Source organism: Xylanibacillus composti (assembly GCF_018403685.1).
Taxonomy (GTDB): domain Bacteria; phylum Bacillota; class Bacilli; order Paenibacillales; family K13; genus Xylanibacillus; species Xylanibacillus composti.
On the sequence record NZ_BOVK01000007.1, the window covers coordinates 1 to 15,061 of the forward strand.

Genomic DNA, 15,061 nt, shown 5'->3' on the forward strand with positions numbered 1-15,061 from the left:
AACTATCTTCATTAATAAACCGCTACATAAAAGGAAACCCCGTAAGGCCAGGTGGCCAATCAAAGGTTTCAAGCACGAGGTGTAACCCATTATCCCAAAAATACATATCCAACGATACACGGTCACTTTCCCTATTTGCCTTATAGTTCGAGCACTTGAGTATAAAGAATCCATACAAAGCTCAAACAATTCCTTATCATCCATACGCGCTTCCATGTCATGTTATCGGTATGTGGTCAGCCATACCGATCAACCAGATCGATATTATTAAAAGATCGCGTAATTTGTAAAAAAAGGCCGCTTCTAGCTAACTCTACTAAAGTCGGCTGAAAAAGAATCCTGAAAATAAAAAGACCTTAATGATATAATTGGATAATAGTTGTTATTTGCAGTCGATCATCTAGATGACTAATGGAGTGAAGTGCGTTGTATGTTTTGCGTAGTATTCTGAAATTATCCAGGCCTTATTGGCCGATCATGTCGGTATTTTTCCTCTGTTTGCTGGTGGAAAGTGCATATAGCGCGCTTACTCCAATGAGCTTCAAGTATTTAATTGATGATGCTTTCTATCCTAAAGATATACGCATGTTTGGATTCATTCTCATCGTGCTTCTAATTGGCGGCTTGCTGGCTCTTGGGGCGGGATTGTTCGGGGAACACTTGATGGCCCTTGTGAATGAAAAAGCGATATTTCAATTGCGCAAGCGATTATTCGATAAGATGCTTCATATGCCAATCCCCTTCTATCAAGCTTATGACCACGGAACGCTTATGAGCCGCTTAACCGCTGATGTGTTAACCGTAGACCGCGTGATGACCGGCGTGGTACCGAGTGTTTTTAAGGGTCTATTTGGCCTGATGGTTGGGTTGTTCCTCTTGTTTCAATTGGAATGGAAGCTGGCTTCGATGATGGTTGTCGGCTTTGCGCTGCTGTTCTTCAGTCCAAAGCTCATGACGAAGAAGGCTGAACAAAGCACCATCGCCTTTCGCAAGGAGCAAGATGCTTACATGGGAACAGTCGATGAACTGCTTAGAGGACACCGTGTCATCAAGGGGTTGAATTTACAGAACAGTATGGCGGAAAGCGTCAAGATACGCTTGCAGGGCATGTTCGACAAAGGATTTCGCTTAACGTATCATTACGCACTGCTGGACCGTATCCCGATCATGGCCTTTATGCTGCTGAATGTAGGCGTGATTATTACCGGCGGTTTTCTGATTTTTCGCGACGATTTGCAGGTTGGCGAATTTATTGCGTTTTATACAATCTTCTTGAATGTTGGCAATGCCGTTTCGTCCCTCTCGCAATTGTTTCCTGCTCTCATGGAGGCAGAAGTTAGCTTCCGCAGACTGGATGACATTCTGGATTACACGGGTCCAGACGAAGATCATGCACAGAAGCGAATACCGCTGACAACGCTCAAGCAAGACATCCGGTTCGATCATGTGACGTTCAGTTACAATTCGGATGTGAAGGCGCTGGATGATGTATCGTTCCACATTCCTGCGGGCAAGCTGACTGCATTTGTTGGTCCGAGCGGTTCAGGCAAAAGCACAGCGCTGCAGCTGCTGATCCGATTCTATCATCCGCAGAAAGGAGCTGTTCGGATCGGGGAGACGGACCTTCGCCATATAGATGAGGCGCAATTTCGCCAGCAGACCGGTATCGTGTTCCAGGATTCCTTCCTGTTCAACACGACGATCGCGGACAACATCCGCATGCCGAATCCGGATGCAAGCGACAGCCAGGTGCGTGAGGCGGCGAAATCTGCGCAAATCCATGATTTTATCATGGCCTTGCCCGAACAATATGCCACTCAGATCCAAGACTACGGCGCGAATCTGTCGGGCGGCCAGCGTCAGCGAATGGCAATCGCTCGCGCATTCATGCGAAATCCGGAATTGCTAGTTCTCGATGAAGTCACTTCGGCCTTGGACCCCTCTACAGAAGCAGAAATCAATACTTTAATAGAAGGCTTCAGAGGAGCCGGCACGATCGTCACCGTGACCCACCGCCTGGCCTCTGTTAAGAACGCTGACCAAATCATCGTATTCCATAAAGGACGCGTCGCGGAGGTCGGCACGCATGACAGCTTAATTGCACAAGGCGGCATCTATCAAGAAATGTGGGACAAGCAGCAGGGCTTCCATCTGACAGCAGACGGATTTCACGCGAAGGTTACAGGGGAACGATTGGCCAAGCTTTCCTTTTTCCAAGGGATTCCCTCTGAACAGCTGGACTCCATCTCGGAATTGTTCGTTGCGGAGAAATATGAGGCGGCGCAAACGGTCATTCGGCAGCATGACCCCGGAGATAAGTTTTATATTATCGTTCGCGGCCAAGTGTCTGTTGTCATTGATGAAACCCGGGTCGCTGTACTGGAAGACGGCGATCATTTCGGCGAAATTGCCTTGCTTCGCAATGTCCCGCGCACGGCGGATGTGATTACGCAGACCCCCACATTGCTGCTGTCCCTTCGCAGCGATCAACTGCATGGACTGTCACAGCAATTCCCGGTCATTCGCCGCGTACTGGAACAATCCTTGAAGGATCGATTTTCAGGAAAATAAGACTTTCCGATCTAACCGTTTCGATTCCAATCCAAGAGAGAGGCTAGCACATCATCATGAAACATACTGTTTTTAGAGGATTTCGGATTATTGGCATCGCCGCTATAGGGAGCATCCTTACACTCGCAATCTTAATGGCATTTCAATTATTGACGTTTCAATCACCATTTTATAAAGCCTATCAATCATTCAACTGGGTGTATAGCCACTACTTGACGCCTATACCTGAAGAACAGCTGGTAGATGGAGCGATTCAAGGCATGCTTGCGACACTGCAGGATCCTTATTCCACTTACATCCGTGCGAATGCGGATGAAGCAGCGGATCATCGCGAGACCGCTCTCGGTGAAATCGAGGGCATCGGGGCTGACATACGAGCAGAGGGCGGTCATATTGTTGTCATTTCCCCAGTGGAGGGATCTCCCGCTGCGAAGGCTGGCTTGCTGCCTAATGATATCCTGCTTGCGGCAGACGACTACCGTTTAGAAGGCTTAAGTGTTGAGGAAGCGGCGAAATATATCCGCGGACCGAAAGGTTCTGAACTAAGCCTGCAGGTACGACGGAATGGGCTGCAGCATGATTTTACGTTGACGATGATCCGGGATACGATCCCCACCGAAACCGTCACGGTTAAGACTTTGCCTAACAACATTGCCGTTATACGAATCAGCGAGTTTGCCGGAACGACTGGGCAACAATTTGACGAAGTGATGGCAAACTTACGGACAGAGGAGATCAGTGGACTCATCCTGGATTTAAGAATGAATCCCGGCGGCTTGTTCCATGAAGGGATCGCCGTATCCTCCCATTTTGTGCCGGAGGGCGAACTCATTGCGCTGCAGGCGAATCGCGAGGGCGAGATGGAACGCTTTGTTTCGAACCGACCATCAACGGTGGATATCCCTGCAGCAGTACTGGTTGACGAAGGAACCGCGAGTACCGCTGAGGTGGTGGCTGGCGCATTGCGTGAATCTGCAGGCCTCCCTCTTATCGGGAGTCAGACCTTCGGCAAGGGTGTCGGACAGACTGCTCATTTTTTTCCTGACGGCTCCATGATGAAATATACCGATGTGGAAATGTTGAACCCGAAAGGCACACATTTTCATCATATCGGTCTAACACCAGACATCGAGGTCACACTTCCCGATTATGCGACACTGCCGCACCTTCAGCTGACAGAGACTTACGGGAATGGCGATCAAGGGCAGGAAATCCGTATCCTCCAACAATACCTGGAAGCCTTGGGGTATGAACCCGGCCGTACGGATGGGGTATTTGATGCTGTGACAGCGGATGCCGTTGCAAAGTTCCAGGAAGATCAAGCGATTGAAGTGAATGGACTCCTCGATGCGGACACCGTCCTTGCGATGTCAGACCAGCTTAAGCGTCAAATACAAGAAAACGACACGCAACTCGACAAGGCCATTGATGTCATTCTGAATACGCTGCGCTAACCGCTCAGACGAACAGAGAGGAGTGAATGAGATGGCATCATTAGCCTTTGTAAGCTGCGGAGAAGATGATGCGCTATGGGACGAGTACTTTCTATTGCTGATGGAGCAATATCCCGGGTTGTCGCTCCCTTACGGCTTCCCTGTAGCGTTCAGCTTTATCGGGGATCCGATCGTCCGGGGCGATGCGCTGCTCGTTCGCGAGGCTGACGGCCGCACAGCTGGCGCGATTGGCTTCATCTTCCCTGACGATGCGCCTGCCGCCGCACGGGTGTGCCAAGTGGAGGCGCTATACCTCAGGGAGGAGGTTCGGCATGCTTCAACCTTGTACCGATTGCTCCAAGCGTTGTCTGCTTACCTGGCCGAGCGGGCACCGCTAGTCGAAACCATCCAATTCTGGTCGCCCGCGGATCGTGAGGACTTGCGCAGGCTGTTCGGGAAGTGCAGCCAGCTCGTTCGGACAAGCGTCAAGGACTATGGGCGCATTGATCTATTCAAGACGTCCGCGGCAGACTTCGCCCAATACACATCGCGATGTCGGGGCGTGCGGCATAAGTTTCACGGAGGGAGCAACTGACATGGAGCCATTTCGCACCTATATCTGTGAAGAGGATGTGGATTTCAGGCGCTGCATGACCTTTATCCTGCAAACCAAACGCACGGCAGATCCCGGACTTCGAACGGCGGATGCTTATGCCGCGATGCTGCGCGTGCTCACATACGGGACGTTGATTCGGTTCGAGGATGAGCAAGGCCTTGTGATTGGCATTGTCGGGTACACGCTGGGCTCTCCCCAGCAGGAGTACGAAGATCGGGAGACCGCTTATGTAGAGTACTGCCTGATGCCGCTTTCGCGTCAAGGCTCGCTATTCTTTATACAAGGACTCGGGATTCTGGTACGAACCATTCAAGATCGACATCCGGAGATCGTTCATCTGTCACTGGCCGCTGCAGAGAACCACCGCCGCAACAACCGCTTGTATGCCAAATTCGCCAAGTTGACCGGTCGAGACATGAACGATGTGTTGAACATGAACCTCTATACTGCTTCTTTAGACGATGTGAGACAATACGTAGAGCGTTTTCATTGACAATCTTTACCGCCTCTACTATGATTGATGTATCACAGCAGGATAAAGGAGGTTCTCACTATGGCGATTAAACCAGTAACCTTCAACAAGAATGAAGGGTCAAAGATAAAACTGGGCAGCAAGGCAGATCCAAAGGATATTTCATCCAATAATGGAAATACGCGCGTATAAAGGACCGCCGGGGCAGAAGTGCTCTGGCGGTTTTTTATGAGGCAGCAGCATTAAGCAGCCTTATTTGCGTAATCATCCTCTCTACGGATTCCAAAGAAAAGACACATGCGCCCCAAGCGAATGTGTCGGAAATGATGTCATATGCTGCAACTGTCAGATCAGCTGCATCGTGGTGATGCAGGTGTCGTCTCCTTCGTAGGTGGAAATCACCTCAGTTTGGGTTCTGCCGTCATGGGTTATCTCCACGCGGAAGGTTTGGTTGCGAGGCAGCCACAAATCCAGAAATCCGTTGGCATAAGACTGCATCGTCTCGTCAAGCACGACGTTGCCGGCCTCATCCTCTATATAGACTTGGAACGTTTCGTTCGCCATCTCGCCGCGGCAGCCGGTCAAGCTGTGAATCGCGCAAGAGTGGGTTTCTGTGATATAAGGCGCAATCGAGACGAAAAATTCTTCCTCCGGCAGATCATAGGTCACCTGACTCTTACCGCTGTCCATCACAATCAGCTGATGCGAGGTGATGGAGGCAGAGTGGCTCTGGATTTTGCCCAAACTATAATCCTGTACGAGCTGCTTCACATCTACCGTTTGCTCGTCTCCGTTCTGAAGGCTTGCCGTGATGAGCAGGATCGCCAGCACCGCAACGCCCAATCCTGCTATCGTCCATCCTGTTTTTCGGTTCATCGTATTCCCTTACCCCTATCTGTTTCACGCATTATTTATCAATGTACAACAACCATGGCCCCGATGCAACCTGGGACGGAACGCCTCCGACTTATCGACGAAAAGAAAATCCCGGCTCGCAGATCCGAACCGGGATAATTAGAGCTTTATATCTCAGTAAAGCAGATTCACTTCAGGAATATTTTGCTCTCGGCAGTATTCTTGATAGAGCTTCAGCTTCGTGAAGACATCATCCTGATAGAATACGCGATCCTCATCGTCCAAATATTGAACGGTACCTTCCAGAATGAACAACGTGATCATTTCCTCCTGGCCTTCTACGACCAGCGTATGAATGTCGCCCGGCGGTTCATAGACGAATGTGCCCGGCTTCGCGACCCATTCCCTTTCCAGATAACGCCAGCTCCCCTGAATCGTATAGGCCATCACTTGGCCGCCTGTATGGCGATGGCGATTCACCACGCCGCCTGGCGTAACCTTGAGCAGGTTGATCCACCGTCCGGTTGACAAATCAAAGCGCACCGGCTTGAACCAGACACGATCGGATTGCGGCACCCAGGGCAGCTTGTCGATATCAATCGCTTGATCTGGCAATCCTGCTAATTGGGTAAAGGCATTGAGGTCTTTTGGAATTTGCATGGGATTCCCTCCATAGATAGTTTATTGAGCAGCTGGCGGGAACAGGGAAGGATCGCCAGCCAACAGTCCGCCGTCTATCGGCAGTACGACGCCCGTGATGAAGCTTGCCTCATCGGAGCATAAGAAATAGATGGCGGCGGCCACTTCTTCCGGCTTGCCGTATCGCCGCTGCGGCGTTCTCGACAAAATCCGCTCGTTGAAGGCCGGGTCCCTTGTGGCGCCCGATGACAACGGCGTCTCGATATAGCCGGGACTGACCGCATTCACCCGAATGTGATGCTCGGCCCAGTCAACGGCCAAGCATTTCGTAACCTGGACAACGCCGCCCTTCGAGGCCGCGTAGGAAAGCAGATTTTTGCTTCCATAGTGTGCCAGCATCGAGGCCATGTTGCAGATCGCTCCGCCTCCGCTTTTCGCCATGTACGGTTGAACCGCCTGGCTCATGTATACGGTCCCGTTCAGGTTGACGTTCAATACCGCGTTCAGCTCTTCATCCGGCACATCGACATTGGCTTTGCGCCGAATAATGCCGGCCGAATTCACCAGCACATGGATGCCGCCGAATTGCTGGTAGATCCGTTCTGCCGCTTCCTTCGCATTCGCCTGCCGCGACACATCGGCCGAGATGAAGTGGACATCCCGCCCCTCTTCACTCAGTCTCTTGGCGTGCGCTTCGCCTTGCCCGGTTGCGAGGTCAACAATCACGACCTTATAGCCTTCACGCGCGAAACGTTCCACTACGGAAAGCCCCAGACCGGACGCCCCGCCGGTTACTACAGCCACTTTCCCCATTATTCAAGCCACCTCCTGCTGGATGTCTTCCTTGTTCGCTCTGCATACGGTCTTACCCAATGATTTCTTCTATTTTTAGTATAAGGTGACTTTCTAGCTTCAACAACCGGGAAAAGTCTATGCTTTTTCTGGGGCTTTGTAAGATTTTCGACCTTTATCCAGTTAATCGTCTTAAATAAATGGGCCGCTTATCCGCGGCCATCACTCATCACTATAGAGTAGGAGTAAAATCAACTTGCAGCTGCCATCTGGTTCTATTGTAAACGCATCTATGCTTAGAAATAATCAACTGCATAGGGGATTTTTCGTGGAATAGCCTCATTAAAAAAATGCAGGAGCATGTCACTTGCCTGGATTCGTCCAGTCTCTTTGAGAAATAAAGGATTTTGATAGCCGAATAAAATGGCGGTAAAGGCACCGATATCACAGGATAGATCCAACTCTTTGTCTGTATCAGTCATGTCCATAATATATACCTCTCCATCCTCATTCACAAGCACCCTTATTATACCATCATTCCAACTTAAAAAAGGGTCCGTAATCTTCATTATGAAATCGAATGATTTGCCCGTCTTGATGAACGGATACTTGCTTAGACAGGAGCGAACATCCATAATTCTTCCCATAAACCCAGGCTTTATTTGTTGAGATACGGCAGGATTCCTTAGGAGAAAAGACATCTCATCTTGCACTGGCGTTCTCAGTATCACCCGGTCAATGACGGAATCATGATTAGCCAAAAAATCTAGCATGCTTAGCCTCGCCTCTTCATTGAGGTGAATAATTTCATGTATTGTCATCGTTTTACTTTCTTGATGAATATCATAAACCAGGTATCCCTGAATCCCATCAGCATTTGAAACAGTCACGACCTCACCTTTTTTGTAAAAGGAATAATAACTTTCCCACCACCATCTTTCTCTAGTCAACATGCCAGTAAAGGATTGGGCATACTTCTCGTAGACGGGATTCAGTTCGTGCCATTTCAACTTTCCTCTAGTGTATACATATTCCCTCAATGTTGCGCCATGTCTCAAATCATTCGGACAAAGATTGAACTCTTTGAATGATTGTATGACTTCCCATCCAAACTTTCTATAGTAAGAATAAGAAAAAGGCATCAAATATGAGAACATCATGCCCTTCTCTTTCATCTCGCACGCTGAATGATACAACAGCTTCTGAAAATAGCCTTTTCGACGGTGCTCAGGCAATGTTGCGGCAGAGGCAATCCCCCCCCATCGGGAACATCTCTCCCCCTAGCCAGATATGCAGGGGCAACAAAGATAACTTGGATACCAGCTTTCCTTGATAGAACAGCCCAATTATAGTATTAGGATCAAGAATGCGTTTGCGTTCATTCACTTGTTCTTCGTCCAATGGAACATGAAAGGCTGTTGCAGTTACCTGTATGCTGTCCTCCAACTCGTCCTCTCTTAATGTGCGAATACTGTCCATGTCCAATCCCGCTCCTCTGTACTTGAGTTCAACGCCGAAAAGCATCTAAGCATCGCTGGTAGAAGCCAGATATATGCCCAAATCTCTCACAGTCGGGAAGTTCTCGATATCCAGGTCTTCATCTCTAAACACAACGTTCATAGTTGTTTCCAAATCAACGACTAATCGGATGAAGGTCATAGAATCCACAAGCAGATCCTCCTGCATGCGCTGGTCCAATTCTATATCTGTTCTCCCGACAACCATTCTTACTCTGTCTAGAACTGCTTCGTAAAACGCTTCAGACATGAACGCTCCCCTCCTTATTCCCAATTTTGGCTCACATGCTCCAGTAGTGCTTTTCTATCTACCTTGCCTATCGGTGTGCGTGGTATATGATTGACAATATGGATATGTTGCGGCAGTAAATGAGTAGGGAGGCTCTCTCTTAAACGGGAATAAATCGCCATTTTTTCGACGTGCTCCTTCAACACAACAAAACTTATGATCTGCTCTCCATGTGAATGACTGTCCATGCCCATTGTTGTTGCATCGGCAACATGATTTACCTGCAACAAACAACGATCAATCGTGTTAGGATCAAGCTTGATGCCAGACTTGTTAATCATGTATTCTTTGCGTCCCTGTAGAAATACATAACCATCTTCATCCAATGATGCCATATCGCCAGTCCGATACCAGGTTCCATCGTAGACATACTTGGTCCGATCATCTTGATAATAGCCTTTGAACAAAAAAGGACTATGGACAAGCATTTCTCCATCTTCTGAAAAAGCTACCGAAACCTGCGGAGACAACTTGCCAACGGAATTCTCCTTATACGCCATTCCCGGAGCATAATACGAAATTAACAAGGTTTCAGTAGTACCATAGAATTCGTATACACATCTTCCAAAGAAACTCTCAAATTCTTGCATGAATTCTGGATGCAGCTTAGCGGAACTGCAGAGTACAGATTTGAGTTTGTTCCGCACAAGTGGGTCATATCGGAATTTCATGGAGAATATTGCTTGCATCATAGATGGTACAGCGATGAAAATATTGCCGCCATCCCTTAAAATCAGCTTGTCAAATTGTACAGCCACTTTCGCACTAAAAGGCGGCAGCAGAATGACCCCTGAGCCAAATAGAAATGGAAGCAAAACTGAAAAGCACCAACCGTCTGCGTGATCTAGCGGTAGGGAGAGAATCATACGCGAAGATGAGTCAAATTGTTGCGCTGAACCATATTCACGGAAGTTTGCTATTGCTCCAGCTAATGTAATCATGACCCCTTTAGGCTTACCTGTTGTGCCTGATGTGTAAACAATAGCGGCAAGCTCATCGCTGCTATGCTGATACTCATCTATGTGGACATTCCCGATAAGATCTTCGAAACAAACCCTAAGCCACCTATTTTGTAATTCTGCGAAGGAGCCTGGAACATCGTCATATGCCAATATCATGCTAGCATTGACTTCATGCGCAATTCCAAGAAGGCTGTCGTCCGGCATAGCATGGGAAACAATTACAGCTACCGCACCAACCCGCAGTAAAGCGAAGTGTGAAATGGAATATTCCATTCGATTGTCAAATCTCAGAATAACGTGATCGCGCGGTTTAATTCCCCTTGAAAGAAGTCGTGCAGCAAGTATCCCGCTACAATTATCCAATTCCTGATACGTTACCTTTCTTCCAGTGAATGGCTCGATCATAAACAAGTTTGTTTGATTAGCATTGCAAATGGACTTGAAAGATAGCATGTTCATTTCTCCTCATGCTTGACATTGACGAATTGGGGACGAACACTGATGTCTCTAAAAAAACATTTGGGGGTCCGCTGCCGTAAGTGAAAATGATGGCGCGGATAGGTAATCCCGTGATTATGGCCGATCATGAAGTACAATTTATCTAATGGGTACCGTGATAAATGAGGATGTACCGCAAAGCCGTACCCTTCTGGTTGCTTGTAAGACGAGCTTATAGCCAGAACATATTTAACGTTGGGAACAAGCACAACTTCTTCACTCAACACAGTACGTTGCCACCCCTGGGCGTCCTGGTTGATTTTCCAGCTTGCCGTGTATAGAGGCCTCCGCTCATCAACATGCCACAATTCAATGTGATGCTCGTGATTGCTCGTTGAAGGGACAAACATCTTGATCGCGTCAACAATGGATTCCACCATCACTTCAAATTCGAATCCTCTAAACAAATCTTCTTCTTCATATACAATCTCATGCGGTTGTAAGTCATTCAGCAGCGAATCTGTCATTGGGGGCTGTCTGACTGGCAATGGTATAGAAAACTGTTGTTCTCTTTCAAAAGGCGGGCATGTTGCCCACTCTTTGAGAATAACCCCATCTCGTTCATCATAAATTGCCAGCTCCGTTGAAACAGGACATTCACCAGCAACGCTAATCTTCAACATATCCTTATCTTGGAGATAAATCTCGGTGATCGCGGAAGTATACAAGGCCTTGATATACTGAACCGCTTCATCTAGCAAAACGAACCGCGGACGATACAGAGATAGGTATGCTGCAATGCCGCCCAGCATCTTCTCCCATGAATCTGGCGGGATATTGGCAATAAACTTTCCTCTCCAGGTGTTCTCATGCGTAAATAAATTTCCCATTATCTTGCTTTCATAACATCTTTTGAAGATATCTATTCCTCGCTTAATGGCAGCATCTATATCTTCGTATTGCTCATTCGAGTCTCCATAATTAAACCATTCGTATCCGTTTACATCCCTGATTTCAGTCAGCACATTAAATATCGTCCCATGTCTTCGATCCTGAGTGGACAGCCAATCCGAATAATAAATAGAAGCGCTTTGCTTCCTACCCGACCACGGAATCCCATCTGTGCCTGTTGCAAGCAACCGATATGGACCAGACTGAAGCCACTTGTTATTCGGGTCTCTGGCTCCTCCCCCGCTATTGACCTGGTACGGCAAACCAATGACTTGCACGCCAAATTCCTGTATGACAGTCAAGGCATCTTCACTTATATCATAGTTGTGGGGGATAAAATAAATAGACAACGGTTCCTTCCACTGATGCTCCTCCATCCATGCTTGCATAATGCGACGTATAATTTCTGCGCCAGTCTCAATGGGTTTGTAGACAGTACCGAACAAGTACATGCCATGGAACTGAACAGATGCCATCCCTCCCCTTGTTAATTGCTTCATTTTATCAACCGCTGCATCCGTGATGGTTTCATAAAAAAATCCAAGCCACGGTTTAAATCCGTATTTATTAGCTATGTCCACCCAACCAAATGGATCATTTTTATAATGGCCGCACTGGCCAACACAATCATCAACGCGTAACGTTGCAAATGGGGGAATCTCCCTCATGACAAACGGTTTGCGAGCAGCCCACACCAAGCTTCTCCACATTAGGTCATCCATTCCTGCAATAGTTCCCAGTATAGACTCCGCTATCCATTGATAACTCGTCCATTGTACAATTCGACCGCATCCGTCGTTTTTTGCCATCAATAAAGGCTGCTGCTCCCCTTCCAGCAACTTCACCGCTTGGGAATCAGGCGCAACGACTGGCAGACGCAATAGATTTTCCTCAGCGTGCGACTTCAGCTTTATGTCCTCCTCATGAAGAAGAGTAATATAATGTCTCGTAGTAGAGAATTTCAGCTTACTCACTATCTCGCATCCCGCTAATCTCGATCCGATTCCAAACGTCTCCATGGAAGCCGGATCGAAATTCACAATCCCGCAGCCTGCCTGCAGGGCTTCACGGAAAGCATCTTCCTCTTTAGTCGACCATGAATCCCCCCCCTTGTGCCTGTATATCTTCATGCCCTATAATGATGAGTGGATGCGCGAGGATGGATTGGGCCAAATGGCGATCTGACCTATCCATGATGCGCATCGGAACGCCGAACACCTTGAGATAAGGGAGAATGAATGCTTCAAACTCCCTATATCGTTCAGACAAGCGATTGACTATTATTAAGGTACGCAGTTCCAATTTCAATTCACCTTTCGGCTGATAGTATACGGTCCACCTCAAAAAAGGCCTGTTCCCTCTCCCACTGACGGATTTGATTGTAATCCTCAATGATCTGGTCTCTGTTCTGATGCAGCAAATAGAGGATTCCCGGATTTGTAAAGAGATCCACGGTTCGCTCTATCTTCTCGCCTGCTTGCGGTGTGTGAAAAACGGCAAAGAACGATGGCAAGGCAGATGTCAACGCCTCCACCCTATTCTCGACAACTACGCCAGATACATGGGATGACAGCGTTATGCAGAACAAATACTTTCGCAACGTATAGGGAGTCTGCATACGACTCATAAATTTATCCGGATCTACATATCTCTCCACTGTTGTCGTCACATGGCTGTCTCCGATAGCGGCTATCAGCGCTTCATGCAAAATGGTTCCCTGCATGCGGGCTGCGGACTCGATTAACACAGGCCCCCGTTCTGTAAACATAAGCTCGCTGTGAGAAGCCCCGTCTCGTATGCCCAATACGTCCAAAACTTGCTTCATATAATTCATGATTTGTTCCTGTACATTTCCCTCGTATGGGAGTAGCTCCTCCTGGTCGCATATCATGCCTGCGCCTTCAACGGATTTTTTAGTATCCTTCCATATTTCAGTGAAAATATGTTTGCCCTCAAGACTTACCGCGTTGATAAAATATTGCTGTCCTTCCAGGCATTCTTGCACGAGAACATATTCATTTAAACTGCCCATACGATTAACCTGCATAAGAATCCGCTCGCATGCGGCAGTTAGCTCATTCTCACTCCTGCAAAAATACACATGATCCGTTCCCGCACTATCCAGTGGTTTCGCGACAATCGGCCATCCTCCCATCTTCTTTGCTGCTTCTAACGCTTCTGTCACGGTTGCGCACCTCGCTTGTCTGACAGAAGGCAGACCTTTTTCCCGAATAGCCTCATTCATGTCATATTTATTTCTCCGTAAACTTGAGGTTCGGGGATCATTGCCTGGCAAGTCTAAGACATGGGCAAGTTTATCAGCCAGAATTACACCTGTTTCGGTTCCAGCGATGACAAAACTCGGATTGTATCGTCTGATTTCCAGTAAAATGTCGTTTTCCTTCACTTCCTCGTAAATCCAGTGCTTGATGAAGTCTGTCTCCCTGAAAGTACTCCTTAATTCGCTGTCAACATCAGCAGACGATTGAATATGGATGCTGTCATAGCCGTATTTGGAAAATTCACTTGGCAATTCTGCTCCAGTAGAGAACGCATCTACAATACAAACGACAGGTTTATTCAACGACATCACTCCTTGTTCCATCATAAGATGCACTTCAATTACACCACGCGAGTATCTTCAGGGTATATTTCTTCCATAGACTCATGGGTTATTTCAGAATGATAGTCTTCATCCGAAGCATACGTAAACACAATGACTGTTCTTCTGGAATCCCCGGTAAGCGGTGTCACTCTATGCAATGTGGTGTTAGCTTTCATGAAGTAGCAACAATTTTCAGGTACATACATACTGCTTACATCAGAAGCTTCCAGCACCTTCGTCACACAGTTATCATAATCTGATTTATCCCATTCCGTTCGCGGGATAAATTCAATCAGAGCGCCATCTCCTTCCTTCGGAGCTTCCACCATCCAAATAAGAGCAAACGTGTAGTCATCCCAGTGCCACCCATGTGTATCTCCAATATTCCCTTGTCTGTTGATAATAAATTCCTCAGCCTCGTAGGGAACTTTATGCACAGGCAAGTCATTGTTAAGATAAGTCAAAAACTCTCTAATTGTTTCAGAATGGAAAAAAGCCGGTATCAATTTGCCATATTCATTCACCTTGTCTCTTCCGACACTGTAATAATGTCTTGGCGTATTCCCGCTAATTTTCATCGTCAAATCTCTGCGCTTGCCATGCTCGTACATCAAATTTTTTGCTTCAGCTGCCAATGCAACTTGTAAAGGAATCGGCAACAAAGAATCTAATATGACTACATGGTTTTCTGCAAACTGCTGCCGCATCTCCTTCTTATACGTCGGTTCTAAGGTCATGAAGTGGTTTCTCATGATAAAATCAAATTCTTTTTGCATTTCCTCACATCCCATGTTAGATTTTTGTGAATTTTCAGAATATTATTGCCATTCCTCCTTTTTTCACTTATAATTTTGAATTAACTTCTCGTGAATTCCGGTGAATTTTCTAAATACAATTAGATATTACCATGTATTTTTAAGT

The 15,061-nt window shown here is 47.3% G+C and carries 14 protein-coding genes and 1 pseudogene; 4 read left to right on the forward strand and 11 right to left on the reverse strand.

All coding sequences use genetic code 11. The features are described from left to right. The first annotated feature begins 477 nt into the window (after positions 1-477). The 4 genes from XYCOK13_RS02980 to XYCOK13_RS02995 are packed head-to-tail and all read left to right on the forward strand — an operon-like array spanning position 478 to position 5,113. Positions 478-2,571, forward strand: a complete 2,094-nt coding sequence (locus XYCOK13_RS02980) for an ABC transporter transmembrane domain-containing protein (protein WP_280520870.1) — start codon at positions 478-480, stop codon at positions 2,569-2,571. A 56-nt stretch (positions 2,572-2,627) separates the two neighbouring features. After that, on the forward strand, positions 2,628-4,025 hold the full coding sequence (locus XYCOK13_RS02985; RefSeq protein WP_213410434.1) for a S41 family peptidase: 1,398 nt from the start codon (positions 2,628-2,630) through the stop codon (positions 4,023-4,025). Positions 4,026-4,056: 31 nt separating this feature from the next. Then, the gene (locus XYCOK13_RS02990; protein ID WP_213410435.1) at positions 4,057-4,599 is read left to right on the forward strand and encodes a hypothetical protein; all 543 of its coding nucleotides are present in this window, start codon (positions 4,057-4,059) and stop codon (positions 4,597-4,599) included. Between the two features lies 1 nt (position 4,600). Further along, positions 4,601-5,113, forward strand: a complete 513-nt coding sequence (locus XYCOK13_RS02995; protein ID WP_213410436.1) for a hypothetical protein — start codon at positions 4,601-4,603, stop codon at positions 5,111-5,113. A gap of 324 nt (positions 5,114-5,437) precedes the next feature. Here the strand turns inward: XYCOK13_RS02995 and XYCOK13_RS03000 are convergent, their stop codons facing one another. The 11 genes and pseudogenes from XYCOK13_RS03000 to XYCOK13_RS03045 form a co-directional block, all read right to left on the reverse strand. Next, positions 5,438-5,968 carry a CueP family metal-binding protein gene (locus XYCOK13_RS03000; protein ID WP_213410437.1) on the reverse strand — a complete coding sequence of 177 codons (531 nt, stop codon included), beginning with the start codon at positions 5,966-5,968 and terminating at the stop codon, positions 5,438-5,440. A gap of 153 nt (positions 5,969-6,121) precedes the next feature. Beyond that, the gene (locus XYCOK13_RS03005) at positions 6,122-6,607 is read right to left on the reverse strand and encodes a 2,4'-dihydroxyacetophenone dioxygenase family protein (protein ID WP_213410438.1); all 486 of its coding nucleotides are present in this window, start codon (positions 6,605-6,607) and stop codon (positions 6,122-6,124) included. A 21-nt stretch (positions 6,608-6,628) separates the two neighbouring features. After that, positions 6,629-7,399, reverse strand: coding sequence for an SDR family NAD(P)-dependent oxidoreductase (locus tag XYCOK13_RS03010; RefSeq protein ID WP_213410439.1), 771 nt, complete (start codon positions 7,397-7,399; stop codon positions 6,629-6,631). 275 nt (positions 7,400-7,674) lie between these two features. Then, positions 7,675-8,388 (reverse strand): GNAT family N-acetyltransferase, encoded by a 714-nt coding sequence (locus XYCOK13_RS03015; RefSeq protein ID WP_244864964.1) that lies wholly within the window; start codon positions 8,386-8,388, stop codon positions 7,675-7,677. Between the two features lie 147 nt (positions 8,389-8,535). Continuing rightward, positions 8,536-8,613, reverse strand: a pseudogene (locus XYCOK13_RS22290) (hypothetical protein); the annotation flags it as partial. Next, a complete protein-coding gene (locus XYCOK13_RS03020; protein WP_213410441.1) occupies positions 8,606-8,857 on the reverse strand; it encodes a GNAT family N-acetyltransferase in 252 nt (83 codons plus the stop codon). The pseudogene XYCOK13_RS22290 and the gene XYCOK13_RS03020, both read right to left, overlap by 8 nt. Before the next feature lie 45 nt (positions 8,858-8,902). After that, on the reverse strand, positions 8,903-9,145 hold the full coding sequence (locus XYCOK13_RS03025) for an acyl carrier protein (RefSeq protein WP_213410442.1): 243 nt from the start codon (positions 9,143-9,145) through the stop codon (positions 8,903-8,905). 14 nt (positions 9,146-9,159) lie between these two features. Further along, positions 9,160-10,599: a class I adenylate-forming enzyme family protein gene (locus tag XYCOK13_RS03030; RefSeq protein WP_213410443.1), complete on the reverse strand. Its 1,440-nt coding sequence runs from the start codon at positions 10,597-10,599 to the stop codon at positions 9,160-9,162. Between the two features lie 2 nt (positions 10,600-10,601). Next, positions 10,602-12,509: a DUF4082 domain-containing protein gene (locus tag XYCOK13_RS03035; protein ID WP_213410444.1), complete on the reverse strand. Its 1,908-nt coding sequence runs from the start codon at positions 12,507-12,509 to the stop codon at positions 10,602-10,604. A 335-nt stretch (positions 12,510-12,844) separates the two neighbouring features. Continuing rightward, complete coding sequence (locus XYCOK13_RS03040; protein ID WP_213410445.1) at positions 12,845-14,119, reverse strand: ATP-grasp domain-containing protein; 1,275 nt, start codon at positions 14,117-14,119, stop codon at positions 12,845-12,847. 38 nt (positions 14,120-14,157) lie between these two features. Further along, positions 14,158-14,916 (reverse strand): HalD/BesD family halogenase, encoded by a 759-nt coding sequence (locus tag XYCOK13_RS03045; RefSeq protein WP_213410446.1) that lies wholly within the window; start codon positions 14,914-14,916, stop codon positions 14,158-14,160. Positions 14,917-15,061 lie beyond the last annotated feature (145 nt).

What these genes read in the sequence shown, in the direction of transcription:
- XYCOK13_RS02985 (WP_213410434.1), top strand. Translation starts at nt 2,628, where the DNA reads ATGAAACATACTGTTTTTAGAGGATTTCGGATTATTGGCATCGCCGCT.
- XYCOK13_RS02980 (WP_280520870.1), top strand. Translation starts at nt 478, where the DNA reads ATGTCGGTATTTTTCCTCTGTTTGCTGGTGGAAAGTGCATATAGCGCG.
- XYCOK13_RS03030 (WP_213410443.1), bottom strand. Translation starts at nt 10,599, where the DNA reads ATGCTATCTTTCAAGTCCATTTGCAATGCTAATCAAACAAACTTGTTT.
- XYCOK13_RS03045 (WP_213410446.1), bottom strand. Translation starts at nt 14,916, where the DNA reads ATGCAAAAAGAATTTGATTTTATCATGAGAAACCACTTCATGACCTTA.
- XYCOK13_RS03020 (WP_213410441.1), bottom strand. Translation starts at nt 8,857, where the DNA reads ATGGACAGTATTCGCACATTAAGAGAGGACGAGTTGGAGGACAGCATA.
- XYCOK13_RS02995 (WP_213410436.1), top strand. Translation starts at nt 4,601, where the DNA reads ATGGAGCCATTTCGCACCTATATCTGTGAAGAGGATGTGGATTTCAGG.
- XYCOK13_RS03005 (WP_213410438.1), bottom strand. Translation starts at nt 6,607, where the DNA reads ATGCAAATTCCAAAAGACCTCAATGCCTTTACCCAATTAGCAGGATTG.
- XYCOK13_RS02990 (WP_213410435.1), top strand. Translation starts at nt 4,057, where the DNA reads ATGGCATCATTAGCCTTTGTAAGCTGCGGAGAAGATGATGCGCTATGG.
- XYCOK13_RS03010 (WP_213410439.1), bottom strand. Translation starts at nt 7,399, where the DNA reads ATGGGGAAAGTGGCTGTAGTAACCGGCGGGGCGTCCGGTCTGGGGCTT.
- XYCOK13_RS03000 (WP_213410437.1), bottom strand. Translation starts at nt 5,968, where the DNA reads ATGAACCGAAAAACAGGATGGACGATAGCAGGATTGGGCGTTGCGGTG.
- XYCOK13_RS03025 (WP_213410442.1), bottom strand. Translation starts at nt 9,145, where the DNA reads ATGTCTGAAGCGTTTTACGAAGCAGTTCTAGACAGAGTAAGAATGGTT.